The following is a 19,682-nucleotide window of genomic DNA, read 5'->3' on the forward strand; positions in this document are numbered from 1 at the left end:
CGCGGGCGGGACGGACCCGCCCGCGCGGCGTCGTGGTCACCCGCGCGGGCCGCTCCACAGCGACGCCGGCCACCAGTCGGCGCGCAGCCGCCCGCCGCGCGAGGCCCGCTTCCGGAACTCGTCCCGGACCAGCGTGAGGTCCTCCGGCGTGGTCCGCGGGGTCCAGCGGGAGTCCGGGGCGCCGTAGCTCGCGGATTCCAGGTCCGCGACGAGGTGATCCACGGCGGTCTGCGCCCCCGGTAGCCCCGCCGCGAGCCGGCGCGCCCGCACGCGAGGCGTGTCGGACGCGGGGGAGGTGACGCCGTGGTCCTCGGCGAGCGCGCGGAACTCGTCCCACGCGGCGTTGGCCCGGCGCTGCGGGGTCAGGGACGCGTCCTGCAGTGCCGCGAGTCGCGCCCGACGACGCCGCCCGCGCACCACCCGCGGCGTCGCCGCGAGGGCCAGCAGCGCGAGCAGACCGAGCACCCCGGTCACGAGCCACCACGGCACCGCAGCGGTGGTCGGCGCCGCCTCGTCCTGGGGTGATGGCTCCTGCGAGGGGTCGTCCCCCGGTTGCTCGCTGGGTTGTTCACTCGGCTGATCGGACGGCTGGTCGGAGGGTTCCTCGCTGGGCTGTTGTTCGGGCTCGTTGCTCGGCGCCGCGGTCTCCTCCGGGGTCTGCGAACCCTCCCCACCCTGGTCCTGGGCCGAATCCGGCGCGTAATCGGGGGTGCTGGGCACCCCGGGGGTGGGCTCGAAACGGACCCAGCCCACGCCCTCGAAGTACAGCTCGGGCCACGCGTGGGAATCGCCCGTGCTCACGGGGAAGGAACGGCCGCCGTCCGGGTCCTCGACCGGGGCGGTGGGCAGGTAACCCACGGCGACCCGCGCGGGGATACCCACTTCCCGGGCCATGAGGGCCATGGCCGGGGCGAAATGCCCCGAGTACCCCGTGCGGGTGCGCATGAACTCGTCGAGTGATCCCATCCCGCCGGCGTCGTAGCCCTGGGCGAGCGGCGCGGTCACGTCGTAGCGGAAGTCGTCGCGCAGGTGGTTCTGGATCGCGAGGGCACGGTCGTAGTCCGTGTCCGCACCCTCGGTGAACGTGCGCGCGGCGTCCGCGACCGATTGCGGGCGGTTCGCGGGCAGCCGCAGGTAGTCGCCGAGCTGCGGGTCCGACGCCGCCGACGGTGCCGCCCGCAGTGCCTCCGGGGTGGCTCGTGACAGCACGGACGTGACCGTGTACTCGGCCCCGGACATTCCCGTGGACTCGCTGAAGATGGACAGGTCGCGGGGATTCCACGCCCACCCCTCGTCACCGAGTCCACTCACGGCCACCGGGGCGTAGGGTGCGGGCAGCCAGTGCTCGGAGAAGTCGTCGAACATGACCTTGGCCGAGACCTCGGTGCCGCGGGGGACCGGGTTGCGCGCGGCGTCGGCCAGACCCGACAGATCGCCGTCCAGGTTCTCGACGTCCGGGAACCACTCGTCCTGGTCGAAATCGGAAAGGGTGAGCAACCGCATGTACTGGGGCTGGTCGTCCGAGGTCGTGTACGAGAACCGCCGGGTGTGCTCGACCGAGCGCAGGTCCTGACCCACCGCGCGCAGCGGGCCCACCCCGGAGGCGCGCTCCGCGGTGAACGAGCTGCCCTGTGGGAAGGCCCCGTTGAAGAATCCGGGCATGACCGCGGGGACGAACAGCACCACCGCGAGTACACCGGCGATGACGAGCAGGGCGCGGGGGAGTCCTCCCGGGGTCGGGGCGATGCGCTGGGCGCGCGTGGCACCCCAGAACCGTGAACCGGCCAGCAGCGCCAGGGCGGCGAGCGCGGCCGCGGCCAGACCGAGGGCAGTGACGCTGCCCGGCAGGGTCAGCGCGGGGAGCACGAGCAGCGCCAGGATCCCCAGGCATGCGAGTCCGGCCATGCGCAGACCCACGAGGACGGTTTCCATGAAGACGGTCACCAGCCCCACCAGGGTGCACAGCACGAAGGCCAGCCCGGGGTTCGGGCCGTAGGGGGCGGCGTCGCGGGAGATGAAGTCGCCGGAGGAACGCCACAGCTCACCGGCCGCGGTGAAGGTCTCCCCGGTGGGGATGAAGCCCAGCAGGGCGTGGGAAGGCAGGTGCACCACGGTCAACGCGAGCAACAGGGCGGCCAGGCCCAGGACCGTGACGAGCGGTGAGGGCACGCGCAACCAGCGGGCCGCGCCCGTGACCACGAGCACCGTGAGCACGGTGGCCGCCACGGAGGGCAGCCACCACAGGCCGTTCAACGCACCGGCCATGCCCACGCAGCCCAGGGCGATCGCGGCGAGCAGAAGCAGACTGAGTTCGATCACGCGGGGCCGGGGCGGACGCGCTCCCTGGATGTGCTGATCGTGCGGAGTGCGGGAGTGGCCGGCGGAGCTCCGGCCGTCCTGAGCAGCCCGGAGGCCGGTGGCGTCGGGGGTCACCGAGCGGCCCTGAGCCGTGGGTGCCGCGGTGGCGGTCGCAGCCGCGGCGGGGGCCCCCGCGGAGGTGGCGTCGTGGTCCGCGTGGGGCGTGGGATCGGGGGCGCTCATGCGGTGGCCCTCCCTCGGGCGTGGCCCATCATCTCGTCCATGCGCAGCTGTCGGGTACCGGGGTCGGGCGGCGGCGGAGTCAGCAGGGTGGCCCCGCGGGTGGTCGCGAGCCATGCGGCGTCCACGTCCGTCCAGCGCGTCACCAACACCACGGACCACCCCGCGGACTCGAACACCGCGGCGCTGTCGGGGCGGTGCGCGGGGGCGTCGATCACCATGATGACCGAACACACCGTGCTCGCCGCCGCTGCCGTGACGTAGCGCCGCGCGGCCGCTGGGGAGAGTCGGCCCGTGAGCAGCAACAACGGGTGGGAGAGCCCCTCCCGTTCGAGGCGCTCGGTCAGGGGATCGGTCGACGCCTCGGATTCGGGCCGGCTCACGAGGGCCGCTCGGGAGAGGCCGTGGACGACTTCCGTGGCGGTGTCGTCGGTGACGTCCGTGTCCCGCAGGTCGGCCACCGGTGCCTCGCCGCGGGGCATTGCGCGGCCCTGGTCGTCGAGCGCGTGCACCACGGTCTCGCGGCGCGTGAGGTGCTCGATCACGGACGCCGCCGCGCGCACCGCCCACTCGAACTCCTCGGTGGATTCGAGCACACCGGCCCACACACGAGCGCCCGGCCAGTGTTCGGCCGCGGAGTCCAGGACCACGACGGCGCTGCGCGTGCTGCGCGGGTCCTCCTGGCGCACCATGAGCTGGCCGTGCTTGGCGGACGCCGCCCAGTGCACCCGGCGCATGGGGTCACCGTGGCGGTACTCGCGGGTCATCACGTTGTCGGGTCCCGGTTGCGGTTGGGCGCGCCGGGACGGGTCGTTGCCGGATTCACGCGCCATGGTGACCCCGTGCTCGGTGAGGTCCTCGGGTTCCGGGGCCACGTACAGCGACGTCCGCTCGGCCACGTCCAGCAGTTCGGTCACCACGCCGAACGGGTCGCCCACGCGCACCGTAGCCGGACCCAGTTCGTGGATCCCCCGACGCCGCGGGCGCACCGTGTACGTGACCGGCGCCCCGGACACCGGTACCGAGACGTCCTGGTCCCGGCCCAGCAGGGGGTCCACGGTCTCGTGCACGTCCACGGCGGCGACGGCGCTCGTGCGGCCCGAGCGGAGGGTGCCCCTGCGGTCCGCGTCGGTGGTGTCCGGGCCTGCCCCGCGGCCGGGGTTCGCGGCATCCGCCGGGCCATCGCCCATGCCACCCGTCAGGCCGCCTCCTGCCGTGCCCATATCGTGGACCGCGGGGTCCACCGGGTCGTGGGTGGAGCCTGCTCGAGCGGCACCCGAGGTACGGTTGCGCGCGGAGAAGGCGGAGCGACGTCGTACGCGCAGGGCCACCTGGGCGGCGTCGCCGAGCGTGACGAGCGGCGGGTCCACCGAACGTTTGAGCAGGACGCGAGGTTTGACGAGCCACATGGCCAGGGAGGACAGCAGCGGCACCATGCCCAGGAACAGGGACAGCGCCAGGACGTCCTTGCGGCCGAGCCACGTGGCGGCGGCCAGGCACAGCACGGCTGCCGCCAGGAAACACCACCCGCGCACCGTGAACTTGGCGCGTGAATCTACCCGCGCCTCGGGAGCGGCGGCCTTCATCGGGTCTGGGGGGCGTCTTCGGTGGGGACGCGGACGTCGGAGAGGATCGTGCGCACGATGTCCTGGGCGCTGTCCGCACCCGAGCGACGCTCGAGGAGCAGGCGGTGGGAGAGTACGGCCACCGCGACGTCCTTGACGTCGTCCGGCAGCACGTGGTCGCGTCCGGCCAGGGCGGCCTGCGCGCGGGCGGCCGCCTGCAACTGCAGGGCCGCGCGGGGGCTCGCCCCCAGGCGCAGGTGCGGGTGCGTGCGGGTGGCCTGGCACAGTGCCACCACGTAGCGGCGCACCGGGGTGGACACGTGCAGCGAGGCCACGTGGCGTACGAGGTCGCGGGCCTCCTCGATGTCCACGACCGGCCCGAGACCCGTCAACGGGGAGCCTGCGCCGTGATCGCGCAGCATGGCGACCTCGGCGTCCGCGTCCGGGTAGCCCATGGAGATCCGCGCCATGAACCGGTCTCGCTGGGCCTCCGGGAGGGGGAACGTGCCGTCCATCTCCACCGGGTTCTGGGTGGCCACGACCATGAACGGTTCGGCCAGCCGGTACGTGGTGCCGTCCGCCGTGACCTGGCCCTCCGCCATGGCCTCCAGCAGCGCGGACTGGGTCTTGGCCGAAGCGCGGTTGATCTCGTCCCCGATCACCACGTTCGCGAACACCGGGCCGGGTTTGAACTCGAACTGGTTGCGGGTCTGGTCGTACACCGACACACCCGTGATGTCCGTGGGGAGCAGGTCCGGGGTGAACTGGATCCGGTTGATCGTCCCACCCACCGCGCCGGCCAGGGTACGGGCCAGCATGGTCTTGCCCACGCCCGGGACGTCCTCGACCAACAGGTGGCCGCCGGCCAGCAGGGTCAGCAGGGCCGTGCGGGTCTCGGCGGGTTTGCCGTCGATGACCGAGTTCATGCGGTCAAGGATGGCCTTGGTGCGGGCGGCGAACTGCTCCATTATTTCCTCGTCTCACGGGCAGGGGGATCCGGGGGTGTTTGTCCCCATGTTCGCAGGTATTTGCTAGGTGCGGGTGCATTGCGAACGGGGTCGGGGCCCCTTCCTCACCGAGCGGCGCACGGATGCGGTTGCCCGGGGCCGGGCGGGAGCGCGTCATCTATCGTGGAGGGGTGATTGAGACACCCGTATCCGAATCCGTGTGGGACCACGCAGCCCGACCCGAGCCCGTGGCGGGACAGACGCCCGAGGCGTACACCGTGGAGCGGTACGCGGTCGCCGATTCCGGTGACGACGTGCCCAACGGTGAGGGCACGGAGCGTCGTGCGCACACGGATGCGCAAGGACGACGTCGCAATCTCACGTTCCCTGCGCTGCCGGAGCCGTTGCCGCACCCCGTGGTGGACAACCACACCCACCTGGACATGCAGGACGGGTTGGTACGGGTGTCCGTGGTGGATGCGATGGCCACGGCCAGGGACGCCTCCGTGTGCGGGGTGGTCCAGGCAGGGTGCGACGTGGAGTCGTCGCGATTCGCGGTGGCAGCGGCGCAGACGGTTCCGAGGGTGCTGGCAGCGGTGGCGCTGCACCCGAACGAGGCCCCTACCTTGGCCGGGTCGGGTGTCTCCGGAGACCTGGATGCACCGGCTCCGGCGGGTGACGGCTCGGCGAAGGGGTCCGGAGCGGGGCGCTTCGAGTCCGATGGACCAGGGGAAGTTTCCGCGGCTGGGCGTTTCACGAGGGCACGCGACGCGGGTTCAACGGGCGGGCGCTCGCTGGACGAAGCGCTCGCGGTGATCGATGAATTGGCGGGGCAGCGTAGGGTGCGCTGCGTCGGGGAGACGGGAATGGATCGTGTGCACACCCCGGAGTCGGGGTTAGCGGTGCAGGAGGAGTCGTTCCGGGCGCACATCGAGATAGCCAAGCGGCACGGGGTGGCCATGCAGATCCACGACCGTGAGGCACACGAGGACGTGGTGCGCATCCTCCGTGATGCCGGGGCTCCCGAACGTACGGTGTTCCACTGCTTCTCGGGGGACGCGGAGCTCGCGCGGTTGTGCAACGAGAACGGGTGGTACATGTCGTTCGCGGGAACCGTGACGTTCAAGAACGCGGCACCGCTCAAGGCAGCGCTGCGGGAAGCGGATCCGGGGCTCGTGCTGTGCGAGACGGATGCGCCGTTCCTCACGCCGCACCCGTTCAGGGGCCGGCCCAATGCGCCGTACATGGTCAACTACACGGTGCGGGGGATGGCGGAGATCCTGGACGCGGATCTCGAGGAGCTGTGCCGGCGGATCTGGGAGAACTCGGAGCGGGTGTACGGGCAGTTCTGAATTCGGAGCGGGTGTGCGGGCAGTTCTGAGGGGCTCCCACCCCGCGGGCACAGGTGCGGGTGCGGATCGCGCAGGCACGCCACGTAGGATTGACCGGTGACCGAGCCCAGTACCGACGGCCCTCTCCTAGGCCCCGCCGAGATTCGAGAACTCGCCGAGCAAGCGGGGATCCGCCCCACCAAGACGCTCGGTCAAAACTTTGTGATCGATCCCAACACCATCCGCCGGATCGTGGCCGCCGCCCACCTGGGGCAGGACGAACACGTCCTGGAGGTGGGGCCCGGCCTGGGGTCGTTGACGCTGGGGCTGTTGGCGGCGTCGTCGTCGGTCACGGCCGTGGAGATCGACCCGCCCCTCGCGCGGCAGCTGCCCCAGACCGTGGAACGGTTCTTCCCGAGCGCTGCGGACCGGTTGTCCGTGGTGGAGGCCGACGCCGCCCGCGTGCGTGAGCTGCCCGGCGAGCCGACCGCGCTCGTCGCGAACCTGCCCTACAACGTGGCCGTGCCGGTGCTGCTGCACATCCTGGAGACCTTCCCGACCGTGCGCCACGGACTCGTGATGGTCCAGGACGAGGTCGCTGACCGATTGGCGGCCGGGCCCGGGTCGCGCGTGTACGGCGTGCCGTCCGTGAAGGCCACCTGGCACGCGCACGTGAGCAAGGCCGGGGTGATCGGCAAGAACGTGTTCTGGCCCGCCCCGAAGATCGCGTCCGGGCTCGTGCGCTTCGAGCGCCGCGAGCCCCCGGTCGCCGAGTCGCTGCGCCGGGACACGTTCGCGGTGGTAGACGCCGCATTCGCCCAGCGTCGCAAGACCTTACGGGCGGCGCTGAGCGGCTGGGCGGGGTCCGGTGCCCGCGCCGAGGAGATCCTGCGCGCCGCCGGTGTGGACCCCGCCGCGCGCGGTGAGCGGCTCGACGTCGCCGACTTCGCCCGGATCGCGGCGGCCGCCGGGACCGTAAGTTCAGAGGGGACGGAGGAAGTGGCCGGAGCCGATAGCCGACCCGGAGAAGTTCCGGGGAACCTCACGACTCCACGAACCGCGTCTGCCACTGGGACGGCGCCGGACGAGCACCCCGCGGAAGCCGTTGAGACCGCGCCCCGAGACCGGTCCGGAGTGAACGACGTACCTGCCACCGACCCGGGGGAGCACCCATGAGCCCCACACCGACCCGGGTCCGCGCGAGCGCCCCGGCCAAGACGAACCTCGTGCTGCACGTGGGCAGCCCCACCCCGGACGGTTACCACCCCCTGGAGACCCTCTTCGTGGCCGTGGACCTGCGGGAAACCGTGACGGCCTCCGTGAATCCCGCGCTCGCCCGTCGTGGGGTGGGGATCCGCATCACCGTGGAGGCCGAGCGCGGTAGCGAGTACGCCCGCATGGTGAGCGAGGGAACCGCCCGCCTCTCCGATGTCCCCCTGGACGGGACGAACCTGGCCGTGAAGGCCGCGCTCGCGGTGTGCGAGGCGCTGGACGTCCCCGTGCCCGGACTCGAGCTGCATGTCCGCAAGGCCGTGCCGGTCGCCGGCGGCATGGGCGGGGGATCCGCGGACGCCGCCGCCGCGCTCGTGGCGGTCAACGACCTCGTGGCCCGCCACGCGGGCGTCGCCCCAATGGATACGGACGAACTCCTCCGATTGGGCGCCGGCCTGGGCGCCGACGTGCCGTTCATGCTCCTGGGAGGTGCCGCGATCGGCCGCGGCACGGGAACCGAGTTGGAGTCGGTGGCCGCGGAGGAGCAATTGCATTTCGTTTTCGTCCCCCAGGACCAGGGCCTGTCCACACCGGCCGTGTACCGCCAGTGGGATGCCAATCACACGGTGACGAACGCATCGGCGAGGAGTGCCCCGCGCACCGGCATCGCACCCGACCCCGTCCCCACCGCGGTGCTCACGGCCTTGGCCGACGCGGACCCCGATGCCCTCGCCGCCCGGATCCGCAATGACCTCCAGGGCCCCGCGATCCAGTTGCTACCCGAACTCGAGGGGCTGCTCAACCACGGCGTGGAACTGGGTGCGCTCGCCGGATGGGTCTCCGGGTCGGGCCCCACGGTGTGTTTCCTGGTGCGCTCGCGGGATGCCGCGCGCCGCCTCGTGCTCGACTTCGTGCGGGAACACCGCCACGCCCTCGCCGTGGCCGGCCCCGTGCCCGGCGCGCGGGTCGAATCGCGCGAATGAACCCGCCCGCCGGGGTGTCCCGGGGCAGAATCGGGTCAACGTAGGCGCGTCACCACGGTTTCGAGGTCTGGGCCGGCCCGGGCGGTGCACTCCCCGAGCCCCCGGGTGAGGAGTCAATCTTGGCCATCCGTCCGCAGCAGGTCCATCCCGTTCCCGAGCCACTCGTGCGCGCACTCGAGGCCCTGCGTCACGAGCTCAACATCCCCGACGACTTCCCACCGGCCGTGCACGACGCCGCCGTGGCCGCTGCCGCCGCACCGCGCCTACCGTCTCTGGACCGCACGGACCTCGAGCTCGTCACGATCGACCCGGAGGGCTCCCGGGACCTGGACCAAGCGGTGCTCATCGGCACCGCGGATACGGGTTTCACCGTGTGGTACGCGATCGCCGACGTCGCCGCGTTCGTGCACCCGGGCGATCCGATCGATGTCGAGGCCCACCGCCGCGGCCAGACCCTCTACGCCCCGCACCAGCGCACGCCGTTGCACCCTCCCGAACTCTCGGAGGACGCCGCGAGTCTGCTGCCGCACACCGTGCGCCCTGCCGTGCTGTGGGAACTGGGGCTGGACGAACAGGGCGCACTCCGCAGCACATCGGTGCGGCGGGCCCTCGTGCGTAGCCGCGCCCAGCTGACCTATCGAGAAGTACAGGATCGGCTGGACGCGGGGACCGCGGACCCGTCCCTCACACTGTTGCGCACCGTGGGGCAATTACGGGAACGGATCGAACGGGAACGCGGCGGGGTGAGCCTGCGCATCCCCGAGCAGGAAGTGGTGATCGATCAGGAGCAGTGGCGCGTGGTCCACCGCAGTGCGCTGCCCGTGGAGGGGTGGAACGCCCAGATCTCGCTGCTCACGGGCATCGCCGCCGCGCAGTTGATGCTCGACGCCGGCACGGGCCTGTTGCGCATCTTGCCCCGGGCGGCCGACTCCGCGATCCGCAAACTGCGGGCCACGGCGGCCGCCCTGCGCATCTCGTGGCCCGAGGACGTCAGCTACCCGGAATTCGTGCGCGCACTCGATCCGCAGCTCGGGACCCACGCGGCCATGCTGCACGCGTGCACCCTGTTGTTTCGGGGGGCCGGTTACGAGGCGTTCCACGGCGCGGCCCCGGAGCATCGCGAACACTCGGCCATCGCGACGTCGTACGCGCATGTGACCGCGCCGCTGCGCCGACTCGTGGACCGCTACGGGAGCGAGGTGTGCCTCGCGATCAGCGCCGGGAACCCCGTTCCCGATTGGGTGCTCGAGGCGCTGCCGCAGCTGCCGGCCGAGATGGAGGCGTCCGCGCGCAAGGCCTCGGCGTACGAGCGTGGGATCGTGAACATGGTCGAGACGCTGGCGCTGTCCGCGCACGTGGGCGAGGAGTTCACGGCCACCGTGGTGGAGGTCAAGGACGACGGCGCTCGCGGCACCATCATCATCCGCGAACCCGCCGTTGAGGTCACCCTCAAGGCCCCCGATTTGCCGCTCGGCAAAGAGCTCCGGGTGCGTCTCGTGCGGGCCGACGTCGCGGAGGGCCGCGCCGAGTTCGAACTCGTGTCCGACGTCGCCGGGTGACGCCGCCTGGTCCGGTGCCTCGTCGCAGTGACCGGTCAGGCGGCGTCGTTAGCCTGGGAGAGAAGTGATGACGAACGACAGGAGGCAGTCATGTCCGTGGTGAAGATCAATGCCATCGAGGTCCCCGAGGGTGCCGGCGCCGAGCTCGAGGCCCGGTTCGCGGCGCGCAAGCACGCGGTGGACGGTGAGCCCGGTTTCGAGGGGTTCCAGCTGTTGCGCCCGGTCGCGGGGGAGAACCGCTACTTCGTGGTGACCACGTGGGCCACCCAGGAGGACTTCGAGGCGTGGCGGGACGGTAATGCCAAGGCCGCCCACGCCGGGGGTCAGCGCAAACCGGTGGCCACGGGTGCGTCGCTGCTCGAGTTCGAGGTCGTGGACCTGTAAGGCTCCCGGACTGGATCGGTCGGGAAGCGGCCGCGGTAGTAGCTGGGCGTGACGCCGAAGTGCCGCACGAACGCGCGGCGCAGGGTTTCGTCCGTGCCGAAGCCGGACAGTCGCGCGGTGTCCATGACGCCGTGCCCGCGGTCCAGCAGAGACTTGGCGGTTTCGACCCTGACCTGTTCCACGAATTTCCCCGGCGATACGCCCAGCTCCGCGGTGAACAGCCGGCTCAGATGGCGCACGCTCATGTGCGCGCGCCGGGCCAGCTCCGCCACCGGGGGTGCGGCCGCGGGGTCGCTCACGATATCGGCGCACAGCTCGCGCAGGGGAGCGGACGACGGCGCGGGCCAGTCCAGCGCGGCCGAGAACTGGGACTGCCCTCCCGCGCGCTGCATGTAGACCACGAGTTCCCGGGCCACGCCGTGGGCCAAGTTCCGCCCGTGGTCCACGGCCACGAGTGACAGGGCGAGGTCGATCCCGGACGAGATGCCCGCGCTCGTGAACACGGCTCCGTCCCGCACGTACAGCTCGTCGGGGTGTACGGTCACTACCGGGTAGCGGCGGGCCAGCTCGGCGGCGTGACGCCAGTGGGTCGTGGCCCGGCGTCCGTCGAGCAGGCCCGCCTCGGCCAGCGCGAACGCCCCGGTGCACACGCTCGCCACGCGGTCGCTATGGTCGGCGACGGCGCGCACTGCCGTGACGACGCCGTCCGGCACCGGGCGCGTGGCGAGGGATTCTCCACCGGCCACCAGCAGCGTGCCGATCCGGGGTGCGCCCTCCAGATCCGCGAGTGATTCGGTCGCGATCCGCGCGCCCACCGACGTCTCGACGTCTCCGCCGGACGGCGAGACGAAGCGCACCGCGTAGTCGGCACCCGCGGAGTTGGCCGCGGCGAAAACCTCAGCGGGTCCGGAGACGTCCAGCAGGGTGACCCCGGGGAACAGCAGAACGACGACGTGATGGCGGGCTGTCATGTGTTCAGTATGTCCGAATCCGAGGGGTTCCTGTCACTGTGGACCTGGCGGACGGGTGTGCAGCGAGCCCACAATGGAAAGGTGGGGCAGCGCGGCTCCTCAGCTGCAGCGGCCCCTGCCCGCCCATGCACGGCCCGCCCAGAACAGGAGTCAGCTCATGACCGACACCATTTCCGGCATCTCCGTCCCTGACAGCAAACTCGCCCGGGAGATCACCGAGTACATCCGGGACAACGAGGACGACCTGCTCTACCACCACTCCCGCCGCGTGTTCTTCTTCGGCGCGCTCGTGGGGCAGGCCCAGGACCTGAGCGTGGACCACGAGCTGCTGTATGCGGCGGCCATGTTCCACGATCGCGGCCTCACGGATACCTACTCCGACTCCATGCTGCGTTTCGAGGTGGACGGCGCGAACGAGGTCCGCGAGTTCCTCCTGGAACGCGGTGCGTCGCAGGAGCGGGCGCACAACGCGTGGCTCGGGATCGCGCTGCACACGACCCCCGGGGTGCCCGAGTTCATGGCCCCGGAGATCGCTCTCGTGAGTGCGGGTGTGGAGACGGACGTGCTGGGCATGCACTTCGACGAGCTCACGGACGCCCAACGGCAGGCCGTGGTGGAGGTCCATCCCCGCCCGGACTTCAAGAACCAGATCCTCAAGGCGTTCAACGACGCCAACGTGCACCGCCCGCACTCCACGTTCGGGAACATGAACGCGGACGTGCTGGAGCACTTCGACCCGGAATTCAAGCGCGACAACTTCGTGGAGATCATCAAGGCGAACCCCTGGAGCGAGTGAGCTCCGGCTCGCTCGTCTACTCCAGCGCCTCGCCCAGCTCGAGCCATCGCAGCTCGAGTTCGTCCAGCTGCTCCTGCAGTTCGGACTTCTGCGCCGCCAGCTTGCCGAGCCCTTCGAAGTCCGAGGGGTCCGCGGCGGCCATGGTCCCGTCCAATGCCTCGATCTGCTCGCCGAGTTTCTGCATCTTGCGTTCGACGGCGCCCAGTTCCTTCTGCGCGGCCCGCGCCTGCGCGCCGGACAGCCGCGGCTCGGAGGGGGCGGCGCCGTCGGAGGCAGGGGCAGTGCCAGAGGAGGAAGAGGACGCCGCAAGCGGGTTGGACGCCCCGGAGGAACCGGCTGCGGTGCCGGACGCCGCGGTCGCCGAGAGGTTGAGGTACTCCTCGACCCCGCCGGGCAGGTGCCGGAACCGGCCGTTGATTACCGCGTACTGCTGATCGGTTACCCGCTCCAGGAGATAGCGGTCGTGGGAGACCACTAGCAGGGTCCCGGGCCACGTGTCCAGGAGATCCTCCATGGCGGCGAGCATATCCGTGTCCAGGTCGTTGGAGGGCTCGTCCAGGATCAACACGTTGGGCTCGTCCAGCAGGATGAGCAGCAACTGCAGGCGCCGCTTCTGTCCACCCGAGAGGTCCTTGACCGGGGTCTTCAGCTGCGCGGAGGAGAACCCCAGCCGCTCCAGGAGCTGGGTGGGGGTCATCTCCTTGCCCTCGGTCACGTAGGAGGTCTTCTTCCGGGCGACGACGTCCGAGACCCGGTCGTTCGCGACGTCCTCGAGCTCGGCGAGCTGCTGGGTCAAGGTCGCGATCTTGACGGTCTTCCCGCGCTTGACCCGCCCCGTGGTGGGCTCCACGGCACCCGTGACGAGCCCCAGGAGCGTGGACTTGCCCGCGCCGTTGACGCCCAGGATGCCCGTGCGCTCCCCGGGGGCGATCAACCACGTGACGTCCTGCAGCACGCGTGTCCCACCGGAGGCGCCAGGCGAGGCGCCCGACGAAGCGGCAGTCGCGGCGCCGTCGTCGTCCGCGGAAGGGCCGGACGGACCGGACGAACCCGCGGAACCGGAAACGGCGGGGGAGGGGAACTCCACCGACACGTCCTCGATGTCCACCACGTCCTTGCCCAACCGGGACACCGCCATGCGGGACAGCGACACGGAATCGCGCGGCGGCGGGACGTCGGAGATCAACTGGTTGGCGGCGTCGATGCGGAACTTGGGCTTGGACGTGCGCGCGGGTGCCCCGCGGCGCAGCCATGCGAGCTCCTTGCGCATGAGGTTCTGCCGCTTCTGCTCCACCACGGCGGCCTGTCGGTCGCGCTCCACGCGCTGCAGTACGTACGCCGCGTACCCGCCCTCGAAGGGTTCCACGATCCGGTCGTGGACCTCCCACGTGTCGGTGCACACGGCGTCCAGGAACCAGCGGTCGTGGGTCACGACCACGAGCGCGCCGGCGTTCCTGGACCAGCGGTTGTTGAGGTGTTTCGCGAGCCACGTGATGCCGTCCACGTCCAGGTGGTTGGTGGGCTCGTCCAGGAAGATCACGTCCCAGTCGCCGGTCAGCAGGCTCGCGAGCGCGACCCGGCGGCGCTGCCCGCCCGAGAGCTGCCCCACGGGGGTGTCCCAGTCCACGTCCGAGACGAGCCCGGAGATCACGTCCCGCACCTTGGGATCCGCGGCCCACACGTAGTCGGGTACGTCCCCCACCACGGCGTGGCCCACGGTCTGGTCCGGGTCCAGCGTGTCGGCCTGGTCGAGCATGCCCACGGTCGTCCCGCTGCGCACGGTCACCCGCCCGGAGTCCGGTGCGATGCGCCCCGCGAGCAGTCGCATGAGAGTGGACTTGCCGTCCCCGTTGCGACCCACGATCCCGATCCGGTCGCCCTCGTCGATCCCCACGGTGACCGAGTCGAACACGGTCTTGGTGGGGTACTCGAGATGTAAGTTTTCTCCGCCGATCAGATGAGCCACCCGGCAAGGATACAAGCGCGCACCGACGGGCCGCGGCGTCGTCCCCCCGCCCCACGGGCGTGCGAGACTGTGTGCCATGCACGACGCAACAGGACGCGGGGAGACGCCCGCGGGAACCGTCCTGGACGATCCCCAGGGCCTCGCCGAGGCGGTGGCCCGGATCCGTGAGTTCCCGGGGCCGGTGGAGATCACGATCGGCGGGGACCACCCCGTGGGGCCGCACATGGGTTCGCTCGTGCGCCGCCAGACCGCTCTACGCCTGCGCGAGGCCGGCGCGGAACCCCTGTTGTTGCGCGCGCCCGTGGCCGTGGACGACGACATCCCCGACGAGGGCGTGCTCGCGGCCGTGGACGACGCCCTGGAGCTGTGCCGCGGTGTGGGCGCCGGGTGGCTCGTGCTCGCCCTGGGCGGGGTGGCGCACCGGGGGCGGCAGCGGCGGCGGCTGTACTCGATGCTCGCCGCGCTCGCGGAAGCAGCGTCCCACCGCCAGGTCAAGCTCATGGTGCAGAACAGCACGATCGTGGAGGAAGTGGGCATGCTCATGGCCCTGCTGGACCGCGAGTACGACAACGGCGCGCTGGACGTCACCGCCCCGGACGTCACCTCCATGGCGTGGGACGTCTCGCGTTCCCGGGCCGCCGGACAGGCCGACAACGCCGCGTGGGAGTACGTGCGCCGCGCCGCCGCACGCGCCCCCGTGCTCGTGCGTGGGATCACCGTGGAGGACACCGAGACCCTGTCCCGGGGGCTCCCCGGATTCGAGGAGAACCGTGCAGCGGGGCGGGTTCTGCTCGTGCTGACGCGCTGAACGCAGATGATAAAGTGACGTCTCGTGCGTCCTCCGGGCGCACGCACATGTTGGCGCCCGCGGGTGACAACGCTCCGCCATGGTGTAATTGGCAGCACACCGGCCTTTGGAGCCGTGAGTCTAGGTTCGAGTCCTAGTGGCGGAACGCACGATACATCGAGGCGTAGATGGCCCCCACCGCCTCACGAGCAACCAGAGGAGTCTGCTCCGTGAGCACCATTGACACCGCGAGCACCGGGCAGAACCCCGCCGCCGTCATCGTCCTGGCCGCGGGTAAGGGCACCCGCATGAAGTCCAAGACCCCCAAGATCCTGCATGAGATCGGGGGTCGTTCCATGCTGGGCCACGCCTTGAAGGTGGCCCGCGAGCTCGCGCCGCAGCGCATCGTGGCCGTGATCCGTCACCAGCGCGATCTCGTGGCCGAGCACATCGCGGCCGTGGATCCCAAGGTCCTGACCGCGGACCAGTCGGACGTCCCCGGTACCGGTTCCGCCGTGGACGCGGGCCTCGAGGTCCTCGACGCCGAGACCCCCGTGAGCGGCACTGTGCTGGTGACCTACGGGGACGTCCCCCTGCTCATGGTGGACACGCTGCGCGAGTTCGTGGCGCACCACGACTCCCACGGCAACGCCGTGACGGTGCTGACCGCCGATCACCCCGAGCCCGGCAAGTACGGCCGGATCCTGCGGGACGAGCGCGGCGAGTTCGCCGAGATCAAGGAGTTCAAGGACGCCACGGACGCCGAGCGTGCCGTGAGCGAGGTCAACTCCGGGATCTTCGCGTTCGACGCCGCGGTGCTGCGGGATGTGCTCTCCCGCGTGGACACCGACAACGCCCAGGCGGAGAAGTACCTCACGGACGTCCCGCGTCTCGCGCGCGAGGCCGGCCACCGCGTGGACGCCCTGAAGATGACGGATTACATGGAGCTCGAGGGCGCCAACGACCGCGTCCAGCTCGCGGCACTGGGGCACTACCTCAACCAGCGCACCCTGGAAATGCACATGCGCAACGGGGTGTCCATCGTGGACCCCGCGACCACGTGGATCGACGACACCGTGGAGCTCGAGGCGGACAGCACCGTGCTACCCGGGACCCAACTGCACGGGCATACGCGGGTCGCGGAGGACGCCGTCGTGGGCCCCGACACCACCCTGACCGACGTGATCGTGGGCCGCGGAGCGCACGTCACACGCACCCACGGCAGCGATTCCGAGCTGCGCGCGGGCGCCACGGTGGGCCCCTTCGCGTACCTGCGCCCCGGCACGGTCCTGGGCGAGGACGGCAAGATCGGCACGTTCGTGGAGACCAAGAAGGCCACGATCGGACGCGGCTCCAAGGTCCCGCACCTGTCCTACGTGGGGGACGCCACGATCGGGGAGAACTCCAACATCGGCGCGGCCTCGGTCTTCGTGAACTACGACGGCGTGGCCAAGCACCACACCACGATCGGCAACGACGTCCGCATGGGTTCGGACAACATGTACGTGGCCCCCGTGACCGTGGGCGACGGTGCCTACTCGGGTGCCGGGACCACCGTGCGCAAGGACGTCCCCGCCGGGGCCCTGGTGCTCACGGAGGGCAAGCAGGTCATCGTGGAAGGATGGGTGCAGGAGCACCGTCCCGGAACCGCGGCGGCACGCGCGGCCCAGGCCGCTCAAGACTCTGACCGCGACGACCACGCCTGAGTCCGGGCGCACGGCACGCGAGCAGTGATCCACAGGAATTCAAGGAAAGCGAGTTCACATGACCGGCATCACCAACACGGGTTCGAACCGCATGGTTCTGCTCTCGGGTCGGGCCCATCCCGAGCTCGCCAACAACATCGCCCGTGAGCTGGGCACCGAACTGGTCCCCACGGACGCGTACGACTTTGCGAACGGTGAGACCTACGTGCGCTTCGGTGAGTCGGTGCGCGGCGCGGACGCGTTCCTGATTCAGTCCCACCCCGCTCCCATCAACCAGTGGTTGATGGAGCAGCTCATCATGCTGGACTCCCTCAAACGGGCGTCCGCCAAGTCCATCACCGTGGTCAGCCCGTTCTACCCGTACGCGCGCCAGGACAAGAAGCACCGCGGCCGCGAGCCCATCTCCGCTCGCCTGATCGCGGACCTCTACAAGACCGCGGGCGCGGACCGGCTGATGTCCGTGGACCTGCACACCGCGCAGATTCAGGGTTTCTTCGACGGGCCCGTGGACCACCTCATGGCCATCCCGCTGCTGAGCGACTACGTGCGCTCCGTGGTGGATGTGAACAACGTGACCGTGGTGTCTCCGGACACCGGCCGTGTGCGCGTGGCCGAGCAGTGGGCCGAGCGCCTGGGCGGTGCCCCGCTCGCGTTCGTGCACAAGACCCGGGACATCACCGTGCCCAACCAGGCGGTGTCCAAGGAGGTCGTGGGCAACATCAAGGGCCGCACGTGCGTGCTCATCGACGACATGATCGACACCGGCGGAACGATCACCGGCGCCGTGAAGGTGCTCAAGGACCAGGGCGCGAAGAACGTGATCATCGCGGCCACGCACGCTGTGTTCTCCGGTCCCGCCGTGGAGCGGTTGTCCTCGTGCGGCGCGGACAAGGTGGCCGTGACCGACACCCTGCCCGTGCCCCCGGAGCACCAGTTCGAGAACCTCGAGGTGCTCTCGATCGCCCCGCTGATCGCCCGTGCCATCCAGGAGGTCTTCGAGGACGGATCGGTCACCAGCCTGTTCAACGGCCGCTCCTGACAACCGCCGGTGACCGCTATGACGCGGTTTCCGGTATGACGAAGGCCGGGGCGGCACATGCCACCCCGGCCTTCGTCGTGCTCGGGAGTCGTGGTGTCCGGGGCGCATCACCCCGGACACCACGGCATCACAACCGGCTGATCCGGGTCCCGCCGTAGACGGTGTTGTACCCGATCACGTATCCGTTGGAGAACTGCTGACGGATCTCGTAGCCCGCGCGGTACTCGTCGGTCGTGGGATAGCCCAGGCCGCGCTCCATACCGGACTTCGCCCAGCGCTGACCGATCGCGCCGTACTCCTTGATCGCGCGCGAACCCGTGCGCGGGGACCACATGAGCTTGGTGGACTTACCGGACGGGGTACGGAAGACCTGGTAGGCCCCGCCCGCCAGCGAGCGCTCCTCGGTGATCGGGAAGCCGTAACCGCGTTCCCGTCCGGCGCCGATGAACTTCCCGCCGATGCTGCTCGTGTTGCGCACCATGTGCCCGCCCGTGGTGCGGTGCCAGTACGCGGTGGACTTCACGCCGTTGCGCACGAACTCTTGGTACCGGCCGCCGTTCGCGGCGTTGGCCTCGGGGCCCACCGGGGTGCCCCACTTCGCGGCGCCGCCCGTGGCGCGGTAGATCGCGCCGATGCCGCCGGCTACGGAGTAGCCGGTCGCGCGCCCGCCCAGCGGCTTGTAGTTCGACGACGATGCCAGGGCCTGCAGCTGCGCCCACGAACCGCCGTACACGTTCGAGTCACCCGAGAAGGGCCCGCTGTCCGTGTACTGCCAGATGTCGTAGCGCGACCAGCCGTTGGGGTACCACTGGGGTGCCATGACGCCGTAGGACGCGAGGTGCAGGGGGTGGTCGTTGAACTGCGCCGTGTTGCCCGTGCAGGTCTGCCACCAGTCCGCGGTCGTGTAGATCGCGGGCAGTCGACCAGTGCGCTGCTTGTAGCGGTCCGAGAAGGACTTGATCCACGCGGTCATCTGCGGCTGGGACATGTTGTAGCACGTGCCACCCAGGGAGGCGTACGGGTTGTACTCGATGTCCAGCAGGCCGGGCAGGGTCTTGCCGTCCGAGGACCAGCCGCCGCCGTTGTTGATGAAGAAGTCCGCCTGGGCGGCACCCGAGGACTGTGAGGGCAGCGCGAAGTGGTACGCGCCGCGGAACATGCCCACCTCGTACGAGCCCGTGTATTGGTCGTCGAAGGCCTCGGAGTGATAACCGGTCCCCTCGGTGGCCTTGACGTAAGCGAAGCGCGCGCCGGCGGCGTATTCCGCGCTCCAGTTCACGGCAGGCTGCCACCCGGAGACGTCCATGCCCTGGATCCCGGTCGGGATCCAGTTGTTCTCCCGGATCACGAGGGACATGGAACCGGCCGGGCCGATGCCCGTGGTGCCCGCGGCCTGCGCGGCGGCACTCGCGGTGGCCTTCGGGTTCGCGCTCGCGGACGGCGTGGCGGGGGTCTTGGGCGACGGCGCCGCGGTCGACGGCGCGGCGGAGGGTTTCGCCGCCTCGGGGCCGAGGACGTTCTCGGCCACCTTGTCGAGTTCCTTCTCGGACGCCTCCGAGAGGTTGGTCGTGGTCGCCATGGACTTCATCTTCTGGCCCATGGTCGCGCCGGGATTCTTGTCACCGGTCTTGGGTGGGGCCGTGGGCAGCTGGGGGTCCTTGACAACCGTCTCGAGTTCGTGGGTTTCCACGGAGACCACTTTCCCCTTCTCGGGATTGAGGTTCTCCGCGGGATCGTTGGCCGCCGTGGCGGGGATGAAGGTGGTCAGTGCCAGGACCGCGGCGGTCACGGCAGCGGGCAGCACTGATTTTCGGGGGGAGATCATACGCGTAGCCTTTACTGCGTGTGGGGGGGGAGCCACTCGTGGGGGGGAAGGCGAGCGGCCAGGGGGACGCCCT

15 protein-coding genes and 1 tRNA gene are annotated in these 19,682 nt (G+C 70.6%); 10 read left to right on the top strand and 6 right to left on the bottom strand.

Annotated elements, in window-relative coordinates; all coding sequences use genetic code 11:
• Positions 1-36 precede the first annotated feature (36 nt).
• From J1M36_RS11275 to J1M36_RS11290, 3 genes are read right to left on the bottom strand one after another with little or no spacing between them, the layout of a single operon-like run.
• Entirely contained in the window at positions 37-2,541 is a 2,505-nt protein-coding gene (locus J1M36_RS11275; protein ID WP_241247071.1) for a transglutaminaseTgpA domain-containing protein, read from the bottom strand.
• Positions 2,538-4,124, bottom strand: coding sequence for a DUF58 domain-containing protein (locus tag J1M36_RS11280; RefSeq protein WP_241181041.1), 1,587 nt, complete (start codon positions 4,122-4,124; stop codon positions 2,538-2,540). Before J1M36_RS11280 ends, J1M36_RS11275 begins: the two co-directional genes overlap by 4 nt.
• The gene (locus J1M36_RS11290) at positions 4,121-5,071 is read right to left on the bottom strand and encodes a MoxR family ATPase (protein ID WP_098053364.1); all 951 of its coding nucleotides are present in this window, start codon (positions 5,069-5,071) and stop codon (positions 4,121-4,123) included. The genes J1M36_RS11280 and J1M36_RS11290 overlap by 4 nt, the downstream gene beginning before the upstream one ends.
• A 170-nt stretch (positions 5,072-5,241) precedes the next feature.
• On the opposite strand from J1M36_RS11290, the gene J1M36_RS11295 reads away from it, so the two are divergent.
• From J1M36_RS11295 to J1M36_RS11315, 5 genes are all read left to right on the top strand, one after another.
• Complete coding sequence (locus J1M36_RS11295) at positions 5,242-6,402, top strand: TatD family hydrolase (RefSeq protein WP_082943279.1); 1,161 nt, start codon at positions 5,242-5,244, stop codon at positions 6,400-6,402.
• Between the two features lie 96 nt (positions 6,403-6,498).
• Positions 6,499-7,557, top strand: a complete 1,059-nt coding sequence (gene rsmA, locus J1M36_RS11300) for a 16S rRNA (adenine(1518)-N(6)/adenine(1519)-N(6))-dimethyltransferase RsmA (RefSeq protein WP_206479647.1) — start codon at positions 6,499-6,501, stop codon at positions 7,555-7,557.
• On the top strand, positions 7,554-8,576 hold the full coding sequence (locus J1M36_RS11305; protein WP_206479657.1) for a 4-(cytidine 5'-diphospho)-2-C-methyl-D-erythritol kinase: 1,023 nt from the start codon (positions 7,554-7,556) through the stop codon (positions 8,574-8,576). Before rsmA ends, J1M36_RS11305 begins: the two co-directional genes overlap by 4 nt.
• A gap of 119 nt (positions 8,577-8,695) precedes the next feature.
• A complete protein-coding gene (locus tag J1M36_RS11310) occupies positions 8,696-10,135 on the top strand; it encodes an RNB domain-containing ribonuclease (RefSeq protein ID WP_206479666.1) in 1,440 nt (479 codons plus the stop codon).
• A 90-nt stretch (positions 10,136-10,225) separates the two neighbouring features.
• Complete coding sequence (locus tag J1M36_RS11315; RefSeq protein ID WP_085106956.1) at positions 10,226-10,519, top strand: antibiotic biosynthesis monooxygenase; 294 nt, start codon at positions 10,226-10,228, stop codon at positions 10,517-10,519.
• Here the strand turns inward: J1M36_RS11315 and J1M36_RS11320 are convergent.
• The gene (locus tag J1M36_RS11320) at positions 10,459-11,490 is read right to left on the bottom strand and encodes a GlxA family transcriptional regulator (protein ID WP_064847158.1); all 1,032 of its coding nucleotides are present in this window, start codon (positions 11,488-11,490) and stop codon (positions 10,459-10,461) included. The two genes, J1M36_RS11315 and J1M36_RS11320, sit on opposite strands and share 61 nt — an antisense overlap.
• Positions 11,491-11,647: 157 nt before the next feature.
• Between J1M36_RS11320 and J1M36_RS11325 the strand changes: the two genes are divergently transcribed.
• A complete protein-coding gene (locus J1M36_RS11325; protein ID WP_085106954.1) occupies positions 11,648-12,286 on the top strand; it encodes an HD domain-containing protein in 639 nt (212 codons plus the stop codon).
• A gap of 16 nt (positions 12,287-12,302) precedes the next feature.
• Here J1M36_RS11325 and J1M36_RS11330 read toward each other — a convergent pair whose 3' ends face one another.
• Positions 12,303-14,252: an ABC-F family ATP-binding cassette domain-containing protein gene (locus J1M36_RS11330; protein ID WP_206479668.1), complete on the bottom strand. Its 1,950-nt coding sequence runs from the start codon at positions 14,250-14,252 to the stop codon at positions 12,303-12,305.
• Positions 14,253-14,328: 76 nt separating this feature from the next.
• On the opposite strand from J1M36_RS11330, the gene J1M36_RS11335 reads away from it, so the two are divergent.
• The 4 genes from J1M36_RS11335 to J1M36_RS11350 all read left to right on the top strand — a co-directional run bounded on the left by J1M36_RS11335 (position 14,329) and on the right by J1M36_RS11350 (position 17,784).
• The gene (locus J1M36_RS11335; RefSeq protein WP_206479670.1) at positions 14,329-15,060 is read left to right on the top strand and encodes a hypothetical protein; all 732 of its coding nucleotides are present in this window, start codon (positions 14,329-14,331) and stop codon (positions 15,058-15,060) included.
• A gap of 73 nt (positions 15,061-15,133) precedes the next feature.
• Positions 15,134-15,205: transfer RNA gene (locus tag J1M36_RS11340), tRNA-Gln, on the top strand.
• Positions 15,206-15,227: 22 nt separating this feature from the next.
• Positions 15,228-16,745, top strand: a complete 1,518-nt coding sequence (glmU, locus tag J1M36_RS11345) for a bifunctional UDP-N-acetylglucosamine diphosphorylase/glucosamine-1-phosphate N-acetyltransferase GlmU (RefSeq protein ID WP_241247073.1) — start codon at positions 15,228-15,230, stop codon at positions 16,743-16,745.
• Positions 16,746-16,803: 58 nt separating this feature from the next.
• Complete coding sequence (locus J1M36_RS11350) at positions 16,804-17,784, top strand: ribose-phosphate diphosphokinase (protein ID WP_206479671.1); 981 nt, start codon at positions 16,804-16,806, stop codon at positions 17,782-17,784.
• 127 nt (positions 17,785-17,911) lie between these two features.
• On the opposite strand, the gene J1M36_RS11355 is transcribed toward J1M36_RS11350, so the two are convergent.
• Complete coding sequence (locus tag J1M36_RS11355) at positions 17,912-19,609, bottom strand: GH25 family lysozyme (RefSeq protein ID WP_206479672.1); 1,698 nt, start codon at positions 19,607-19,609, stop codon at positions 17,912-17,914.
• Positions 19,610-19,682 lie beyond the last annotated feature (73 nt).

It is taken from the genome of Kocuria sp. KRD140 (assembly GCF_017168375.1).
Lineage (GTDB): Bacteria > Actinomycetota > Actinomycetes > Actinomycetales > Micrococcaceae > Kocuria > Kocuria marina.